We start from the raw sequence: 15,145 nt of genomic DNA, 5'->3' as shown, positions 1-15,145 counted from the left end.
ACGTCACGATGAGGACACGACGGCCAGCAGAAGCGACCTAAGAAACGCTCATGAACAGATGACCTCTCCATCAAAGGATTGGACGCAGCTTGCGAACATTCTTCGGCGTTCTTGCGGTGGATTCTCACGTTCCCGGTCGCCGCGCCATTCTTTACCGAGGAGCAAACGCAATGGATAATGACACCACAGCTCTAGAACGAAAGGTTCTTGCACATGAGCAGATACTTCAGGTTCTCATCGGGCATCTGGCTGAAACTGAACCCAAATTTCTGGATCGACTAAAGGCGGTATTCACGCGACATCATATTCTTGGCTCCAATGAACAGGACTACGTTAATACAGCTCAGTATGCTGAACAATTCATTCATGAAATCGAGAGGATGCAAGAGTATAAGGCGACGCGTTGATTTTCTCCTGATCATGAATAGTTAAAAAATTTTTGAGCGGATTATTTCTAAATACATAAATATCAAATGCCTGCTTGCGCTTTAACTCGAAAAGGCGCACTGTTTATTATCCACAGCTTTTGGAACGGGCGCTGTCGTCGGGAGAGAACAATCTCCGGCCCCAAAAATGAAGGGAGACACGCGATGTCTTCCGCTTCACACCTGCCCTACTTTGGCCCTGAAGACTTCCCTTTGCTTCGCGCTTTTCTGCAACGTTCAGGCTATTCGTTGGAGGGGTGCGAAAAGCCAGAGACCCGCCTGGAAGCCGCCAAACACCTTTGTGAGATATTCAGCGACGGGCGCCACGATCCCGTCCAGATGCTGGACATGCTTTTGGCAATCCGCGCCCAACGGCTATCACAATCCAATCAACGAGAACTGGAAGCCTGGGAGAATGAGGGCGGCTATACGATCCCGCAAGTCACTGCAAAATCCTTGGTCTTGCGATGGCCTCCTCGAAAGCGGCTCCGATTGAGGTTGGCCCATGGCTGATACTTTGCGTTCCCCGATATCAGGCATTGAGGTGAGAGAGCGAAGGATTGGGTCTCGCCGTAACCAGCTCTATCCCGCAATCCGGAATATTGTGCGGATAGAAAACAGGGTCCGCGAACCGTTCAGCGCGAGATGTTTAGCCAAACACATGCCCTCGACGCATATACCTTGGTTGAAAAGCTATTTGAGCTCTCATGCGGCAACGTCGCTTCGGGACCGAGAGGCATATTTCGTGAGGGTATGTCGGGGCTGGTATCGTCTCAATGACACGTGATCAATCTGGCGAGGAGAAACTGTCAGTCCCAAAATCGTTGGATCGTAAAGTGAGCGTGTATCTGATCGCGTTCCTCATAATATGCATCGATATCGGATTGGTCGTCTGGGTGCTCGGCTCCTACGTCTATTAATTACCAAGCAGTCATGCGTGGCGCTAAAACGTATGCTTTCCCACAAGAATGAAGTCTGCACTTCCGTGAATGCCGACGTTTTGTACGTCCACCCTCAGCAAACCATCGCCTTTTTCCGACGATAACTGAACGAGCTCGCTTGAATAAGCCTGCCGGAGCATGTCCATGCTTGCCCACATGACGCCTTTTGTAAACGTCCTCTCGCCTTCCGTGAGTACGGAAATACTGTAGCCAACAGAACCGAGACTTTTACCTTCGCAATACAAATTGCCTATTGAACTAAATGTAGACGTTGGCATGATTGTACCCCCGATAGGGGCTGCGTCTCCTCACCAAGCAAAGTGGGAGACACAGCTATAACTAATGCCGTTTGGTTTTGATCAAGTCATTGGCAGGAGTAGGAAAGCGACCTGAAACAACATCTGTTGACGCAGTTTTCTCCTTGACCTTATCTTTCTTTGGCTTTCTTATTTCTCGGTTACTTCTTTTCTGACCACGGGGCATTTTGAAAACTTCCTGTTTTTGAGGAATTAACTAATTCTTTTACCGGACCAATTCAGTGATGGTTCAAATCACCGCTGGAGATACTTCCACATTATTACGGGCATGTTGCCGAGAAACCTGCGGCATCGCTCACGATGGTGAGCGTCCAGATTGAAATTCCTGAATGAGTAGCCTTGCTGCGGATATGTGAGCGGCACGGTTTTCTGCGGTATCGTAAAGCCGATAGCCGGCGCGTCGCAGTATTTCACGCATCATTCGAAAGTCGGTAGGTCCAAAGTAGGGCTTGATAATTTTGGAAGACATTTCGTCCTCCTTGTATTGGGGCTGGAGTATGCACTCGCAACCGACAGCGCCCGTTTCAAAAGCTGTCGAGACATGCACCATGCGCTTTAAATTTGAGCAAAGCAACTGAGGCTGAATTGCGACGGCAGATCGGCTCAATCATTGCATAAAAAGCTACTTCATGTCCTCCACGGTGATGCGATAGGAAGTTTGCCGAGCCTGTGAATAGACCTCGCGAGCAGCATCGTAGATCAGTTTCCGTGAGGCGTCGAAGGCGGCAAGAAGCGATGATTCCGTCGCTGCAATGACGCCATTCTTCTCCAGGGCGGGCTTATCGATTAGAAATGGGACGGAGGTCATTCCATCGTAGCCGACAAATCGCACGCCCAACTCAAGATCATCGAAACTTCTGCTGGGGTTTGGAAATGAAAGGGCCATTACGTTTCGCTTTTTACTGCGTCGCCTTCGTCATCGCAACGATCGACGGCATTTGCCATTCTTCGATGTTTCTTGATAAATTGTGTCAGGGCGATCTGTAGTCGACCTTCGTCACGTGTTCCCTCCTGAAATCGACGTGTCAGATAACGTGCAGCATCAGTGCGCAAATCTTGTGTGTCGCCGGTTTTACGAGCCTCCCTTAGAAGTCGCGAAATCATAGTGATGTTTCTGGAATTCAACGCGATGGAAGACATTTTGTCCTCCTTTGTTGCGGGCCAGGTATTTGAAGCCTGAACGACAGCGCCCGTTTCAATTACTGTCATGATAATTATGATGCGCCTTCTATGAGACGAAAGCAAATAAGGCTGCAATGGAGCTGCTGTTAACTCGGTCCGGGCTGCGTTGCAAAGGACGGCTCTGCAGTCATATTAACTGCAGCTTTCAACTACGGTTCGTTATCGTCAATGCTAGGAAAACCATCGATACGTTGATAACGCTGCACCAACTTTCAATTCGTGTTCCCCAACTTCTCAGCAATGCGCTCTTGGGCGGCGGCCCTAGTTTAACTTGGCGCAAGTCAAGAACCAGTTATTGATGCTGTCACTGGATTGCAGTGATATGCTTGCAGTTACCGGTTCATTTTTTCCAGCACTGCGAGATACAGTGAGTGTTTCCAGTCCTACAATTGAATCGGCCATTGCAAATGCACCAAGAGCACCGTCTTTCAGCAATTTAAATTCCGTTGTATATGGCTTAATTTCTTTGCTTCTACCAACTACAATGAAACTCTGCTTCGACTCAATGATGTCGAACACTTTCTGCATATTCGCTTCAACAAAGTTCTTGTCTGTGGTTCCTTCATTAGAATTGTTAGTGAAATTGCTCACTGTGCACTTCAGCACATCCCCATTTTCTGCCAATGCGGTAGACGAAGCCAAAATTGCGGCCACGCCGATATAAAAAAATGTACGCATATTTTCCCCCTAGATAACGTCATCCAAACTAGACGCACGGAATAGGGGCGGCAAGGTGAATTGATAAGATTGTGCTCAGGTCACTTTCGAAGCTTAGCAGCTCCCTCACGCTGAGAATCATTAATGAATTCGATGCCAGCGGCAATGAACGCATCTTCAATGGCACGTAAGGTGCTAATCCGAGGATCTGTCTGGCCTTTCTCCAGGTTCTTAACACTCATTTCAGAAACGCCAGAAGCCGCAGCCAAGTCGGTTTGCTTCCAGTTTAAAAGCGCTCTAGCAGCGCGAATTTGGTCAGCGGTTATCATGTCTATTAAATAAACCGATGGCGCTTTATCGGCAAGAAAAATATACGTGACGGTTATTTTATGGTTGACGGTTAGTAAAATGTACCTTACGGTTACTTCCATAAGCGAAATAGATATTCCTGATCGATCGCGGCCACAGGTCCTTTGTAACCCAAGATTTTCACGCCCGACCGATCAGGAACACCACAAGAGGAGCCCACAATGCAGCACATCGTGCCAGCAAACGCCACCGGCTTGCCCGTTGCTAACAATATGACGATACGGGCCAGCCACCATCAGCCGCGCAACCTTTGCGCCATGGTCATCGACGGCGAAGCGGTGTGGGTGGACATTAACCGATATGACGAAACTGGGCGCGCCGTAATCATCGAACACGATGGACGCATTCGCCTGATGGACGTCGAACAGGAATATATCGGTTTTCGTCCCTTCGGCGCCAGGACGGCGCTCGGACAGCGCTTTAAGTCGCCGCACGGCGGCGTGGCTCGCAACAGCGTAATCGTGGTCGGGATGGTTATTGACGCTCCTATTCGCGGCGGCCGGTTGATTGAGGGGGATTTGTCATGACCGGGCTTGAAAGTTACGTGAACGCACTCGAAACGGCCAGACAGACCTTTTTCGAGATGGACGATGCTCTGGACCAGCTTTCATGCGCAATCGACGTGATTGAAGCTCTGACCGAAGGGCACATCGCTAGCAAGGCGACCAACCCGCTGCATTACAATTACCGGCGATTGTGCGAGGCGCTGAGCGATGCATGGCCGACGGTTGTGAAAGCCGCGCCGCCACTTCCGGACTTTGGCGATGACCTCTTCCACGAAGGGGCGACGGTTTTCATGGGCGGCAAGTCCTACGTTCTCGGAAAATACCATCCTGAAATCAAGGCGTGGGATCTGTGCCACGGCGGCGAAAACGAAATCACCCTGCGCGCAGATATCCTGCGCAAGAACATCACCGGCATCAAGTTTAAGGAAGCATCATGAGCCCTCAAGAAAGATTGGTTCAGGCCATCAACGACGCCACGGCTCTTTCGCTGATTATCGGCGATCTGTTCGACAAGGACGACGTGAGGCAGGACTTTCTAGCTCACCAGCTGGTTTCGGCCACTGACCGGATGAACCGAGCCCTTGCGGCCTGGCAGAAGGAACTATCCGAAGACGGCGAGCCGGAACAGGTGGCGGCATGAGTACGGCGGAGAAACGAACACTGAAGGAAAACGTGAAGCCTCCGAAAAAGGAGCCCGCGTACCTGAAAGCGCTGGCAAGCCGCGTGAAGGGGAAGGGGAGGAAGCCATGAGAAAAGGCAGGCCGCTGACGCCAGCCGAGGAGAAGGCGCAGGCCGAATACGAGGCATGGCACGAAGCCAGAATGCAAGACTTGGCAGATGAAGAGCAAGAGAGGCGGGAAGCGCTGCGCAAGGGTATGCTGATTTCCAACACCGAAAACGAGTTTCGGTATGAGTGGATACGAACTCGACGCGGAACGGAAGAAGACTGTGTTCTGAGCGCAACCTTTTATGACGACGGATTGATGATGTCCGCTATCACCGAACATGAAGGCTGTGCCTATGTCGATGGAGAACCTGCCCGCCTTCTGACCGCATGGCTGATCGAGCGAGGCTATGGGCCGAAAGGCGGTGCGACATGATCCCGTTCGATATCACGTTGGCCGACATATTGATGCGCTTGCTCTACGTCAGCATGGGCGCTTCGTGGATGTGGTTAGGGATCAAGCTCGGAGCCATTCGGTCGCCATCCTAATCAACGCAATTTTGCACCGTTTAAAATCAGCAGTTTGCCCGCGTACCGGTGCCGCCTTCTAAGCGGTAAGCCGTAATTGGATGATGCGCGTTCGAATCGCGCCGCGGGATCCAATCCTAGGAAGGCCGGAACACGTTCATCCCCAGCGCGCTCCGGCCAGCAGTTCATACCGCCGCCCCTTTGCCCGGCGATATGTCCACGAGTGGTCCTCACTAAACTAATGGTCCCACGGCGGATGAACACATTAACACGATATACGAGCAATGTATCGCTAATAAACAATCATGTCTTGTGGAGGTTGATGGTCCCGACCGCATCGCGCGCCGGGGGTACGCGTTGCCTGAGAACGCGATGCGGCGGTACCTGCCGTTTGCGGCAGGCCCGCTATACATGTGGGGATGCGGCAACCAATCGGCAATCAGATTTGTGATTGCACATTACGATTAATGGTTCGCAATCGTGCGAACCTCCTAACACATCCTCTGGCGGCTCGTCGCAAGCTTCCAGAGGGTACCGGCGAAGCCCGGCACAGTTTGGATGTCGCGGCGATTGGGCGCGAACTGTGGTGCATTGCTTGCCGTCCCGAGCGGCAAGACGGGAAGCGTGTAAGCGCCCCCATTCCCGGCGGCCTTACGATCCGTTCGGCGGACCAAAACACGAGGAGTCGAAAAAGCCCCTTGGCCTTCGGGCCGAGGGGCAACAAGAAAAAGGACGGCGTTATGCCCGGCACCACCCGTAAGCCGCCGTCCTCCGTACTAGCCAAGGACACGAGGAGACTAAAAGCCACCAACCTTGGCGTTTCTTCCGGGTACCACCCCGGCAACCGGCATATGGCCTTCACCACGCCATGTGTCAATCGCCACCAAAACGAGGTATGACTATGAGTAAAGAACAGAACACACCCATCTTCGATCTTATCAGTATTCCAGCGCGTGCCGGATGCAAGATCACGATCACAACCATTGGCCCGGAAAAGACATCCCCCTTCACGGTCAACGAACACGGCGTCGTCTATATGGATAATGCCAAGGTCGATTACGAAGCTCTCAATAAGGATGTCGGCGAACTGATGCGGTTCCTGGATTCGAGGATCGGCACGCTTCGGCAAGAAATCTTGCGCATGTCAGCTAAGACCAGCGGCGAGCATGCGAGTCACATATCGATGAATTTCTATGTTGGCGAGCCGCGATTGACGGTCGAGCCGACCGATGGCGGCCCGTCCGACTCGCGCAAGCGTGTTGGTGAAACATTCTCCAAAGCCTGCAAAAGCTGGACTGAAAGCATCGCTGAGGCGACGGGTCCGCGATCGGATTTGGCAAAAACTATCGAGCATCTAACGGTTCGTCTCGATCCAGAAGAGCTTTACGACGATCTGGTGAAAAGCCCGGAATTCAAGTCGGTAATTGTAGACGCGCTCCATCGCAGTGCGAATACCGTGCATATCAAGCTGTAAAGAAATGCCCCGCCTGCCAAGTCGGCGGGCGGGTAGCCACGCATTGCCGCAAGTTTCAGTGATCGGTGGCTACTAGGTGGCTACCAGTGTGCAAAACAGGCGCTGGTTACGAAATCGCAAAATCTTAAGAGGCTGATTTTGTTAAGAAAACTGGTGCCGCTTGCGTGACTCGAACACGCGACCCCATCATTACGAATGGTGTTTCCATAAGTTTTCTTATGTTTTCCACATCCGGCGGAAATTTTATTTATCCATATAAAACAGGCATATAGGCATCAAATTAACTTGCTGTTGTTTTCGACCCCCTTCCGCAGTTTACCTTTTTATGGTGACTCTGTGGTGACAAGCACGGAATTTTAATGATGGGGTCGCTGAATGGCGAAGATTACTAAGACAATTATCGACAACGCGGACGTGAGAGACAAGGCATATTTTATTTGGTGTTCTGAATTGCCGGGGTTTGGCGCGCGGATATTCCCGACTGGCAAGAAATCATTTTATGTCGATTACTACAATCAGGCTGGCCAGCGAAAAAGAATGTCCCTTGGCGGGTTTGGCAAGCTCACAGTAGAAGAAGCCCGCAAGATGGCGCGCATTCATCTTAGTGATGCCTTGCGGGGACAGGACCCGGCTTTAGAGAGAAAGACCCAAAGAGCGTCACTCACCATTACCGAACTATGCAGGCAATATTTCGAATTAGCGGATAAGGGCCTGATAATCGGTCGCAAAGGAAAGCCCAAAAAGCAAGCTACGATTGATACGGATCGCAGCATGATAAATGCTCATGCCATTCCTTTAATTGGCAGTAAGCCGGTCCTAGACCTCAAACGGGCGGATATCGTCAAATTCATCCGTGACGTGTCATCCGGTAAAACTGCGAAGGCCAAAGCCCCATCTGGCAAGCTGCGTGGCCGGGTTCGGGTTTCGGGTGGCGCTGGCTCTGCAACTCGCACGGTAGCGGCTCTCGGCTCGGTTCTAACTTATGCCGTTGCTGAAGGGATCATAGACCACAACCCGACGCATGGCGTGAAAAAGCCAGCAATAGGGAAGCGTGAGCGCCGATTGACGCCTCCCGAATATGCAGCATTTGGTGCGGCCCTGAACGAAGCGGAATTAGATGAAACGAAAGCGTGGCAGGGTGTGAATGCCTTACGATTTATTGCCTTGACAGGTTGCCGTCTTGGTGAGGCAATCAATCTGCGATGGGCTGAAGTCGATATCAAAAACAATCTGTTGAAGCTGGAAGATAGCAAGACGGGAAAGTCAGTGCGTCCGCTTGGTGCGCCAGCGGTGGCTTTGCTCAAAAGGTTGGCGGCAGGATCAAACTACGAGTTTGTTTTTCCCTCCGACACCATGGAAAACCGCCCTTATGCTGGTATCAAGCGATTTTACCGCGCATTGTTCAAAGCTGCTGAGCTTGAAGGCGTAACGCCGCACGTTTTGCGACACTCCTTCGCCAGCGTTGGCGCTGATCTGGGATTTTCGGACAGTACCATAGGTTCAATGCTCGGTCATACTGGCAGCGGTATAACGAGCCGATACACGCACCGGCTGGATAGCGTTCTGATTGCTGCCGCTGACCAGATCGCGCATGAAGTCGAAAAGCAAATGGCCGGGAAGGCCCCGGCCAAATGATCAGCGTTCGGAAGTTGAGCGGACGGCAGGCGATAATCGTTCATCGGCCCACTTGTCCAAGTCATCTTTGTGGTAGAGGGGGAACCGGCCTTGATACTGCATCGCTGGACCGCCGCCGACGCTGGCAAGCTTCTCCAACGTTGCATAGGCAATATCGATACCGTGTTTCGTGCGCAAATATTCCGGCACATCCTTCCGGCGAAGGCGAGGGCGATCAATCATGTTTTCCCCTCTCGAACCTTCATGCGATCACGCTGAATGTCTTGGCAGATAACATTCCACACAAACAGCGGTGCGCCACCTATCGACCAACCAAGCTCGCGGGCTTTTGCAAAAACCTCCGCGCGTCCAGTTTCATCAATCAGCTTCTCGATATATTCCGGCGTCATCTTCATTTGCTCTGCCGCACCAAGCGGTGTGACACCAAGAACCCGGTTTATGTCTTCGACTGAAAGAAAGCCAATGCGTTCCGCTTCGGCCTTCAGTGCTGCGCGAGCCTTTTCTCCGCCGTCTCGGTCCAGCTTTGCGCGCGACGGTGCCCCCACGCTTCCTATTTTTCGACAATTGGAAACGTGTTCTTCATACCATCGTAATGCATGTTCCATCACTTCAATCCGAGCGGTGTTGGCTGCAAGGTCAGCAACAATTCCTTTTGCTTTTTCCACGGCTTCAGTCTGATTGCTGGCCCCGATAACGCCCCATAGTTGAGAGAGCGCGGCAACCGCCGTTTGCGCCGCTATGCTGTCAGATGAATACCCTTGTGCCCAATGAGGGCGCAATTTCTCAAGAGCAGTTATAGTTTCGTCTTGCTCCGCTAGAAGTTGCTCAGACTGATGCTGTGACACAACCGGCATCATTCTACGTTCTGGGCAGCATGACAGGAAGCCGCCATCATTGAGCCTCTGCATATCATCGTGCGGATCACGCGCCAAACGCCCGCATCCGTCGCAAACATAACCTTTTGTCAGCAATTCATATTTCTGTGTCATATCAACCCCCTCCAATATCTGAAGGCCGCAACAGCGACCGCAACCAGCACAAAGCCGGTGTTGCAGATGAAAACGAGTGTCCAGAACCGAACCGCGAAACGGTCGGGATGGAGGTAATGTTTATGTTCGGGAATTGGCATATGGCACCGCCACATCTATGTTGAAACTAGATGTACGATACCATAATGGAATAATTTATCAATACCAGTTTGGTATTAAATTTAAGGCTTCCGCATTATCCAAAGCACCTTGCCTATGATCCGAACTGCGTCACCATTAGTAGGCCGATTAAGTGTAATAGGGTCTTGGTGGGCAGGATCATGGCTTTCTGGCCATAATTCATATCCATCTGCCGTACGGCGAAGGCGCTTGGCTGTTCGCTCAATCATTTGGCCTTCAAACCGACTACGTTCCACTATGACAAGATCGCCATCTTCAACTTCAATGCCGGTCTTAGCAATGTCTAGGCATATCAATCTATCGCCGTGGTTCGCGATCTTGTTAAGGCAATTTCCTTCCACCTTTAGCGCGAATTGCAAATCAACGGGATAACCGCTGGCGCTAGGCACGTACTCAATATCATCGTAACCGAAATCCATATCTTCAACGCTAAGCCATGTATTAGCAGCGACCTTACCAGTCACCGGGACCGCCCCGATTGGGGATGCGACCCGCGTAAGGTCCTCGACCGTTGATTGTGGGAAAAGAAGACCCTCGGCGGTCGTTTCTAAGTGTGGCGCTAATCTCTCTGCCCACTCTTTGGTGAGTTTGCGTGCGCCATCCTCTAGCCTTTTGATTTGAGGCTGAGATGTGCCCGCCATCTCTGCAAGCTGAGCTTGGCTAAGCTGCTTCTTCTCTCTAAGTCTGCGGATTTCATTCATTTTTTGAATTTATTCCAGATCGGTATATTGGTCAAAAACCATTATGGTATTTTTTTCTTGCAAATTGATACCGATTTGGTATTTTATGGTTATGGAAAAGTTAAAAGCCTACCTCAAAGACCATGGATTGACGCATAAAGCCTTCGGCGATGCCGTTGGTGTTACGCAAGCTGCCGTCAATCGATATGTCAACGGCGTCAGGTTCCCAACTCGTACTGTCATCATCAAAATCGAAACAGCCACCAACGGAGAAGTAACGGTGGCTGATTGGTATCAGGCACAATCATGAACACCAACTCTGCCGCAGCATGGCCGAGTAAGGCCGGTTCCGGTGTTCTGGCGGACCTGCCGGAACCGGCAACCTTCACGATGCCGACGCCGCCAAGCGCAAATCACCTGTTCAAGAATGTGAAAGGCGTGGGCCGCGTGAAATCGGCTCATTACGATGAATTCATTCGAATGGGTGTTGCCGCGATCCGGCGTCAGGGAGTGAAGCATGTTCCCGGCCATGTGCTGGCAATAATTGGCGTGGAGCGCATGTCTGCGCGCGCCGATATCGATAACAGGCTGAAGGCCACGCTTGACGCAATCGTCAAGGCCGAAGTGATCGAGGATGACCGGTTCGTTACCGGCATCGCTCTGGTCTGGCTTCCGAAGGCAAACGGCCTGTCTCACGTCTCAATTCTTCCGGTCCAGACCTTGGACCTGACGTTTCACCCCTCGCAGGACGGCGCAACAGGTGGCTGGTTTGTAAACAAGGATGACGAATATGTCTGAGATTTGGAAACAGATTGAAGGTTTTCCCGGCTATTCAGTTTCGAGCCACGGACGGGTTTGCGGTATTAAAGGTATCCTTAAGCCTCACGTTTCGGGTGGGAAGCCATACTTGACAGTTGGCCTATATCGGAACCGCAAGCGTCATCCGTTCACCGTTCATCGGCTTGTGATGGATGCCTTCATTGGTTGCCTGCCGGAAGGATTTGACCGCAGCCATATTGATGGCAACCCACAGAATAACCGTCTGGAAAATCTGATTTTCGAAAAGAAGTCAGACAACAATCAGAGAAAAGTTGAACACGGCACAATTCAGCGCGGTGAGAAATCAACGGGCGCAAGATTGTCAAGCAAGCAAGTTTCCTTGATCCGGGCTGACGCTCGCAAATCAACTGAACTTGCGAGAGCGTTCAACTGTTCAAAATCAACCATCAATCGAATTCGCGCCAATTCAATTTGGACGGATACGCCGCGTGCACAAAACGGCGCAGCACGCACGGCATAATCAATGCGCCTTCACTCACAGGAGATAATGACGATGGCTATCAGCCTGTCTAACCTCAAGAAAGTAAAAGCGGACAAGCCGCCGCGTATTCTGGTGTACGGACCGCCCGGCATCGGCAAGACTACGCTTGCAAGCGAGTTCCCGAACCCTGTTTTTCTTCAGGTCGAGGAAGGCACACCTTCGGGCAAGGAACTGGACGCATTCAGCGACCTGAAGTCATTCAGTCAGGTTATGGAAGCGCTTGCCGCCCTCTACACCGAAGAACATGAGTTCAAAACTGTTGTCATCGACAGTGTGACGGCACTGGAAAATCTCATTTTCGCAGAAACTTGCGCACGCGGCGACGAACGTGGCAACCCGAAAGCCAACATCGAAGATTTCGGTTATGGCAAGGGCTATGTGTTCGCAACTCGCGTTGCCGGTGAATTTATTGAAGGGATCAATGCGCTGCGCCGGGATCGCGGCATGGCCGTTGTCCTTATCGCGCATTCGACAGTGCTTCGCTTCGATGACCCGGAAACGGTTTCCTATGACCGTTATGAAATCGCGCTGCGCACGTCCGATAAGCCGAATGCCGATATTCGCGGCATGTTCGAACGCGATATGGACGCGATTTTCCTTCTGAAACAGCCGGTCACGGTCAAGACCGAAGAAGTCGGCTTCAACAAGGAACGCGCCTTGGCCACAGGAGGCGGCACCGTCCTTATCCACGCAGTAGGGAAACCTGCCTACACGGCCAAGAACCGTTACGACATGCCCCCGACCATTCGTTACGACAAGGGGCAGGGCTTTGCTGTCTTGGCTCCTTATTTCCCCACCTTCGCAGAAGAAACCAAACAGGAGGCCGCATAAATGGTTGATATTGCAGGAAGCTATGACCAGAACGCTGAAGCATCATCGTTTGATCCGATCCCGGCAGGTGAATACCGCGCCAAGATCATTGAAGGCGACATTCAGCCTATTTCTAGCCGTGACGACAAGGGCAAATGCCTTGTTCTGACGTGGCAGATTGAAACTGGCCCACACGATGGCCGTCTGATCTGGCAGCGCCTGAACCTGTACGGCAAGAACATGAACAATCTGGACAAGGTGATTAACATTGCCAACTCACAGTTTGCTGAAATCCGGCAGGCTACTGGTAAGCTCACCCCGTCCAATACGCAGGAACTGGAACACATTCCCTGCACGATCCGGGTTGCCGTAGTCACTGACCCATCCGGCCAGTATGAACCGAAAAACGAAATCAAGCGCGTCTCTGCCGTGGGTGGCGCTTCGGCGCAGAACAATGCGCCGCAGAATTCTGCATCCAACGGCAACCAGCAGCAGGCACAACGCCAGCAAGCGAGTAGCGGCGGTAGCTCCGCGCCGTGGAAGTAAGACAGCAGCCGGGTAATCAGACGGCCTAGGAAACCAGATTACCCGGCACCCATCCCGATCAACATTTTTCAACATTGCTCGAAAGGAACCGAGACAATGAACAATATTGCTACGCCTGTAAACAGGCACCCCGTAGACCAGTTGGCGGATATCCGCGCGACCATCAAGGTTCTTGAGGAACGCGAGGCCGAGCTTAAAACCGAGGTTTCCGACATGATGGGCAGCGCTGACGTTCTCGGCGGCGATGAGAATATTGCGCGTCAGACAGTCACGGAACGCGCTGGCGCTATCGATACCAAGGCTATGGCCAAAGACGGTATCGACATTGAGCATTACCGCAAGCCGAAGGTCACTGTCTTTTCCATCCGCACCGAAAAGCGCATTCAGGAGGTTTTGTGATGAGCAAGCTCACAAATTCCACGCGCGAAGCTATCGCCAGAGCCGCAATCGCTTTCGCATTCGACCCGAAGGAAAAGGCATTGGCCGAGGCAGAGAATGTGCTTGCTCGTGAAGCTCACGCACTGCTTTTCCCGAAGAAGGTTGTTGAAACGGCAAAGAGCCTACCGGCAGGATGGATAACGCATCTTTCAGGGATGAACTTCAATGTCGGCGGGCAGAAGATCGAATTGCGATCCAGCGAAGCCTTGCCAGTTCCAGCCTATGACAAAAGCAACAATACCGCGGGATATTACGGTCACCGTGTGGGGACTATCCCCTTTGGTGATTTATGCGACCGCATACAAGGCCACGCTCAGGCAAAGGAAAAATTGAGCGACGAAAAGAGAACCGCTCAGCGCCAAATTGAGGCGATGCTAGCCAAGGTTACTACTGTTAAGAAGCTTGCCGAGGCATGGCCGGAAGGCGAACCATTCTATTCGAAGTATCTTGACCAGCCAGCGCCGCAAGTTCCTGCTCTTCGCGTTGACGAAATCAACGCAATGCTTGGCCTGCCTGTTGAAGCGGAGACTGCGTGATGGTCACCCTTCCGCAAACCGTTTCGCCTACGATTGCCGCTATTGAAGCGGCAGTTGAGGCAGCAGAAAACCGAGACTTCGACCGTGTTATTCGCGGTTCGTCTATCGGTCACCCCTGCGAACGGCATCTTTGGTATCGCTTCCGGTGGGCGCATCTGCCTGAACAATTCGACGGGCGCAAACTGCGCCTGTTCCATACTGGCCATGCGGAAGAAGCCCGCATGGTTGCATGGCTTCGCATGGCTGGTGTCGAGGTCGAGGACGTTGACCCGGCGACTGGCGAACAATGGGAAGTTGTGGCTGTTGACGGCCATTTTAAGGGACATACAGACGGTAAACTGACTGGCGTTATCGAAGCGCCCGTAGTTCAGCACCTTTTAGAGTGCAAGACACACAACGCTAAAAGCTTCGAACAGTTGAAGAAGTACGGGGTTGAGGTTGCGAAGCCTGAACACGTTGCGCAGATGCAGGGCTATATGCATCTTCTCGGCCTGACACGTGCTTTTTATCTGGCCAAGCACAAGGATACGGACGAGCTTTACGCAGAACGCATTCATTACAATGCTGCGCAGGGCGCTGCACTGATCGCCAAGGCGGAACGCATCAAAGATGCCAATTCGGCCCCGGTGCGCGTCAGTGACGATCCGAACTACTTCATGTGCAAGGCTTTCAACTGCGCATCCTATGGCGTTTGCCATGGAAGTTGTTTTGCCCTGCGCAACTGCCGGACCTGCCTCCATTCGACGCCTATCAATGATGGGCAATGGTACTGCCATCGGCACGAGAAAGAGCTTTCGACCGCCGATCAGAAGGCAGGTTGTCCGACGCACCTTTTCCTTCCCTCGCTCGTGCCCGGCGAACAGATCGACGCAGACGAGCAATCCGAAACAGTCATTTACCGGCTTGGCGACGGGTCCGAATGGATCGACGGGCCGAAGGAGGCATAA

General features: G+C 52.1%; 24 protein-coding genes. 16 read left to right on the top strand and 8 right to left on the bottom strand.

Annotated features, from left to right (window positions below):
* The first annotated feature begins 170 nt into the window (after positions 1 to 170).
* Positions 171 to 407 (top strand): hypothetical protein, encoded by a 237-nt coding sequence (locus MKS82_RS22055; protein ID WP_109989352.1) that lies wholly within the window; start codon positions 171 to 173, stop codon positions 405 to 407.
* Positions 408 to 590: 183 nt separating this feature from the next.
* Complete coding sequence (locus tag MKS82_RS22050; protein ID WP_109989353.1) at positions 591 to 938, top strand: hypothetical protein; 348 nt, start codon at positions 591 to 593, stop codon at positions 936 to 938.
* Positions 939 to 1,978: 1,040 nt separating this feature from the next.
* On the opposite strand, the gene MKS82_RS22045 is transcribed toward MKS82_RS22050, so the two are convergent.
* From MKS82_RS22045 to MKS82_RS22025, 5 genes are all read right to left on the bottom strand, one after another.
* Positions 1,979 to 2,152, bottom strand: a complete 174-nt coding sequence (locus MKS82_RS22045; RefSeq protein WP_181394330.1) for a hypothetical protein — start codon at positions 2,150 to 2,152, stop codon at positions 1,979 to 1,981.
* A 153-nt stretch (positions 2,153 to 2,305) separates the two neighbouring features.
* Positions 2,306 to 2,569: a DUF1488 family protein gene (locus MKS82_RS22040; RefSeq protein ID WP_109989354.1), complete on the bottom strand. Its 264-nt coding sequence runs from the start codon at positions 2,567 to 2,569 to the stop codon at positions 2,306 to 2,308.
* Entirely contained in the window at positions 2,569 to 2,823 is a 255-nt protein-coding gene (locus tag MKS82_RS22035) for a hypothetical protein (RefSeq protein ID WP_146206498.1), read from the bottom strand. Before MKS82_RS22035 ends, MKS82_RS22040 begins: the two co-directional genes overlap by 1 nt.
* A 303-nt stretch (positions 2,824 to 3,126) precedes the next feature.
* Positions 3,127 to 3,543 carry a hypothetical protein gene (locus tag MKS82_RS22030; RefSeq protein WP_109989356.1) on the bottom strand — a complete coding sequence of 139 codons (417 nt, stop codon included), beginning with the start codon at positions 3,541 to 3,543 and terminating at the stop codon, positions 3,127 to 3,129.
* An 80-nt stretch (positions 3,544 to 3,623) separates the two neighbouring features.
* Positions 3,624 to 3,953, bottom strand: a complete 330-nt coding sequence (locus tag MKS82_RS22025) for a helix-turn-helix domain-containing protein (protein ID WP_240579253.1) — start codon at positions 3,951 to 3,953, stop codon at positions 3,624 to 3,626.
* A 99-nt stretch (positions 3,954 to 4,052) separates the two neighbouring features.
* On the opposite strand from MKS82_RS22025, the gene MKS82_RS22020 reads away from it, so the two are divergent.
* From MKS82_RS22020 to MKS82_RS21995, 6 genes are all read left to right on the top strand, one after another.
* Positions 4,053 to 4,418 carry a hypothetical protein gene (locus MKS82_RS22020; RefSeq protein WP_109989357.1) on the top strand — a complete coding sequence of 122 codons (366 nt, stop codon included), beginning with the start codon at positions 4,053 to 4,055 and terminating at the stop codon, positions 4,416 to 4,418.
* Entirely contained in the window at positions 4,415 to 4,834 is a 420-nt protein-coding gene (locus tag MKS82_RS22015) for a hypothetical protein (protein WP_109989358.1), read from the top strand. Before MKS82_RS22020 ends, MKS82_RS22015 begins: the two co-directional genes overlap by 4 nt.
* Positions 4,831 to 5,037 carry a hypothetical protein gene (locus MKS82_RS22010; protein WP_109989359.1) on the top strand — a complete coding sequence of 69 codons (207 nt, stop codon included), beginning with the start codon at positions 4,831 to 4,833 and terminating at the stop codon, positions 5,035 to 5,037. The genes MKS82_RS22015 and MKS82_RS22010 overlap by 4 nt, the downstream gene beginning before the upstream one ends.
* Positions 5,038 to 5,143: 106 nt before the next feature.
* Positions 5,144 to 5,497, top strand: coding sequence for a hypothetical protein (locus tag MKS82_RS22005; protein ID WP_109989360.1), 354 nt, complete (start codon positions 5,144 to 5,146; stop codon positions 5,495 to 5,497).
* 993 nt (positions 5,498 to 6,490) lie between these two features.
* The gene (locus tag MKS82_RS22000) at positions 6,491 to 7,063 is read left to right on the top strand and encodes a hypothetical protein (RefSeq protein WP_109989362.1); all 573 of its coding nucleotides are present in this window, start codon (positions 6,491 to 6,493) and stop codon (positions 7,061 to 7,063) included.
* A gap of 375 nt (positions 7,064 to 7,438) precedes the next feature.
* Positions 7,439 to 8,698, top strand: coding sequence for a tyrosine-type recombinase/integrase (locus tag MKS82_RS21995; RefSeq protein ID WP_240579252.1), 1,260 nt, complete (start codon positions 7,439 to 7,441; stop codon positions 8,696 to 8,698).
* Here MKS82_RS21995 and MKS82_RS21990 read toward each other — a convergent pair whose 3' ends face one another.
* From MKS82_RS21990 to MKS82_RS21980, 3 genes are all read right to left on the bottom strand, one after another.
* A complete protein-coding gene (locus MKS82_RS21990) occupies positions 8,699 to 8,920 on the bottom strand; it encodes a hypothetical protein (RefSeq protein ID WP_240579251.1) in 222 nt (73 codons plus the stop codon).
* The gene (locus MKS82_RS21985) at positions 8,917 to 9,555 is read right to left on the bottom strand and encodes a hypothetical protein (protein ID WP_240579250.1); all 639 of its coding nucleotides are present in this window, start codon (positions 9,553 to 9,555) and stop codon (positions 8,917 to 8,919) included. The genes MKS82_RS21990 and MKS82_RS21985 overlap by 4 nt, the downstream gene beginning before the upstream one ends.
* Positions 9,556 to 9,908: 353 nt before the next feature.
* A complete protein-coding gene (locus MKS82_RS21980) occupies positions 9,909 to 10,568 on the bottom strand; it encodes a helix-turn-helix domain-containing protein (RefSeq protein ID WP_240579249.1) in 660 nt (219 codons plus the stop codon).
* 91 nt (positions 10,569 to 10,659) lie between these two features.
* Between MKS82_RS21980 and MKS82_RS21975 the strand changes: the two genes are divergently transcribed.
* The 8 genes from MKS82_RS21975 to MKS82_RS21940 all read left to right on the top strand — a co-directional run bounded on the left by MKS82_RS21975 (position 10,660) and on the right by MKS82_RS21940 (position 15,145).
* Positions 10,660 to 10,857 carry a helix-turn-helix domain-containing protein gene (locus MKS82_RS21975; protein ID WP_240579248.1) on the top strand — a complete coding sequence of 66 codons (198 nt, stop codon included), beginning with the start codon at positions 10,660 to 10,662 and terminating at the stop codon, positions 10,855 to 10,857.
* The gene (locus tag MKS82_RS21970) at positions 10,854 to 11,345 is read left to right on the top strand and encodes a RusA family crossover junction endodeoxyribonuclease (RefSeq protein ID WP_240579247.1); all 492 of its coding nucleotides are present in this window, start codon (positions 10,854 to 10,856) and stop codon (positions 11,343 to 11,345) included. Before MKS82_RS21975 ends, MKS82_RS21970 begins: the two co-directional genes overlap by 4 nt.
* A complete protein-coding gene (locus MKS82_RS21965) occupies positions 11,338 to 11,847 on the top strand; it encodes an NUMOD4 motif-containing HNH endonuclease (protein WP_240579246.1) in 510 nt (169 codons plus the stop codon). Before MKS82_RS21970 ends, MKS82_RS21965 begins: the two co-directional genes overlap by 8 nt.
* Before the next feature lie 33 nt (positions 11,848 to 11,880).
* Positions 11,881 to 12,699, top strand: a complete 819-nt coding sequence (locus tag MKS82_RS21960; RefSeq protein ID WP_240579245.1) for an ATP-binding protein — start codon at positions 11,881 to 11,883, stop codon at positions 12,697 to 12,699.
* Positions 12,700 to 13,224: a DUF669 domain-containing protein gene (locus tag MKS82_RS21955; protein WP_240579244.1), complete on the top strand. Its 525-nt coding sequence runs from the start codon at positions 12,700 to 12,702 to the stop codon at positions 13,222 to 13,224.
* Positions 13,225 to 13,320: 96 nt separating this feature from the next.
* Positions 13,321 to 13,623, top strand: a complete 303-nt coding sequence (locus tag MKS82_RS21950) for a hypothetical protein (protein ID WP_240579243.1) — start codon at positions 13,321 to 13,323, stop codon at positions 13,621 to 13,623.
* The gene (locus MKS82_RS21945; protein WP_240579242.1) at positions 13,623 to 14,198 is read left to right on the top strand and encodes an Nmad5 family putative nucleotide modification protein; all 576 of its coding nucleotides are present in this window, start codon (positions 13,623 to 13,625) and stop codon (positions 14,196 to 14,198) included. Before MKS82_RS21950 ends, MKS82_RS21945 begins: the two co-directional genes overlap by 1 nt.
* Complete coding sequence (locus tag MKS82_RS21940) at positions 14,195 to 15,145, top strand: oxidoreductase (protein ID WP_240579241.1); 951 nt, start codon at positions 14,195 to 14,197, stop codon at positions 15,143 to 15,145. Before MKS82_RS21945 ends, MKS82_RS21940 begins: the two co-directional genes overlap by 4 nt.

The sequence above is a fragment of the Ochrobactrum sp. A-1 genome, from assembly GCF_022488005.1.
GTDB lineage: Bacteria > Pseudomonadota > Alphaproteobacteria > Rhizobiales > Rhizobiaceae > Brucella.
This window is presented reverse-complemented; position numbering and strand designations above follow the sequence as displayed.

Coding starts and splice junctions, on each gene's coding strand:
- MKS82_RS21955 (WP_240579244.1), top strand. CDS start 12,700: ATGGTTGATATTGCAGGAAGCTATGACCAGAACGCTGAAGCATCATCG.
- MKS82_RS22015 (WP_109989358.1), top strand. CDS start 4,415: ATGACCGGGCTTGAAAGTTACGTGAACGCACTCGAAACGGCCAGACAG.
- MKS82_RS21990 (WP_240579251.1), bottom strand. CDS start 8,920: ATGATTGATCGCCCTCGCCTTCGCCGGAAGGATGTGCCGGAATATTTG.
- MKS82_RS21995 (WP_240579252.1), top strand. CDS start 7,439: ATGGCGAAGATTACTAAGACAATTATCGACAACGCGGACGTGAGAGAC.
- MKS82_RS21965 (WP_240579246.1), top strand. CDS start 11,338: ATGTCTGAGATTTGGAAACAGATTGAAGGTTTTCCCGGCTATTCAGTT.
- MKS82_RS22020 (WP_109989357.1), top strand. CDS start 4,053: ATGCAGCACATCGTGCCAGCAAACGCCACCGGCTTGCCCGTTGCTAAC.
- MKS82_RS22040 (WP_109989354.1), bottom strand. CDS start 2,569: ATGGCCCTTTCATTTCCAAACCCCAGCAGAAGTTTCGATGATCTTGAG.
- MKS82_RS21980 (WP_240579249.1), bottom strand. CDS start 10,568: ATGAATGAAATCCGCAGACTTAGAGAGAAGAAGCAGCTTAGCCAAGCT.
- MKS82_RS21945 (WP_240579242.1), top strand. CDS start 13,623: ATGAGCAAGCTCACAAATTCCACGCGCGAAGCTATCGCCAGAGCCGCA.
- MKS82_RS21950 (WP_240579243.1), top strand. CDS start 13,321: ATGAACAATATTGCTACGCCTGTAAACAGGCACCCCGTAGACCAGTTG.
- MKS82_RS21970 (WP_240579247.1), top strand. CDS start 10,854: ATGAACACCAACTCTGCCGCAGCATGGCCGAGTAAGGCCGGTTCCGGT.
- MKS82_RS22045 (WP_181394330.1), bottom strand. CDS start 2,152: ATGTCTTCCAAAATTATCAAGCCCTACTTTGGACCTACCGACTTTCGA.
- MKS82_RS21975 (WP_240579248.1), top strand. CDS start 10,660: ATGGAAAAGTTAAAAGCCTACCTCAAAGACCATGGATTGACGCATAAA.
- MKS82_RS22010 (WP_109989359.1), top strand. CDS start 4,831: ATGAGCCCTCAAGAAAGATTGGTTCAGGCCATCAACGACGCCACGGCT.
- MKS82_RS22000 (WP_109989362.1), top strand. CDS start 6,491: ATGAGTAAAGAACAGAACACACCCATCTTCGATCTTATCAGTATTCCA.
- MKS82_RS22005 (WP_109989360.1), top strand. CDS start 5,144: ATGAGAAAAGGCAGGCCGCTGACGCCAGCCGAGGAGAAGGCGCAGGCC.
- MKS82_RS22030 (WP_109989356.1), bottom strand. CDS start 3,543: ATGCGTACATTTTTTTATATCGGCGTGGCCGCAATTTTGGCTTCGTCT.
- MKS82_RS21985 (WP_240579250.1), bottom strand. CDS start 9,555: ATGATGCCGGTTGTGTCACAGCATCAGTCTGAGCAACTTCTAGCGGAG.
- MKS82_RS22025 (WP_240579253.1), bottom strand. CDS start 3,953: ATGGAAGTAACCGTAAGGTACATTTTACTAACCGTCAACCATAAAATA.
- MKS82_RS21960 (WP_240579245.1), top strand. CDS start 11,881: ATGGCTATCAGCCTGTCTAACCTCAAGAAAGTAAAAGCGGACAAGCCG.
- MKS82_RS22055 (WP_109989352.1), top strand. CDS start 171: ATGGATAATGACACCACAGCTCTAGAACGAAAGGTTCTTGCACATGAG.
- MKS82_RS22035 (WP_146206498.1), bottom strand. CDS start 2,823: ATGTCTTCCATCGCGTTGAATTCCAGAAACATCACTATGATTTCGCGA.
- MKS82_RS22050 (WP_109989353.1), top strand. CDS start 591: ATGTCTTCCGCTTCACACCTGCCCTACTTTGGCCCTGAAGACTTCCCT.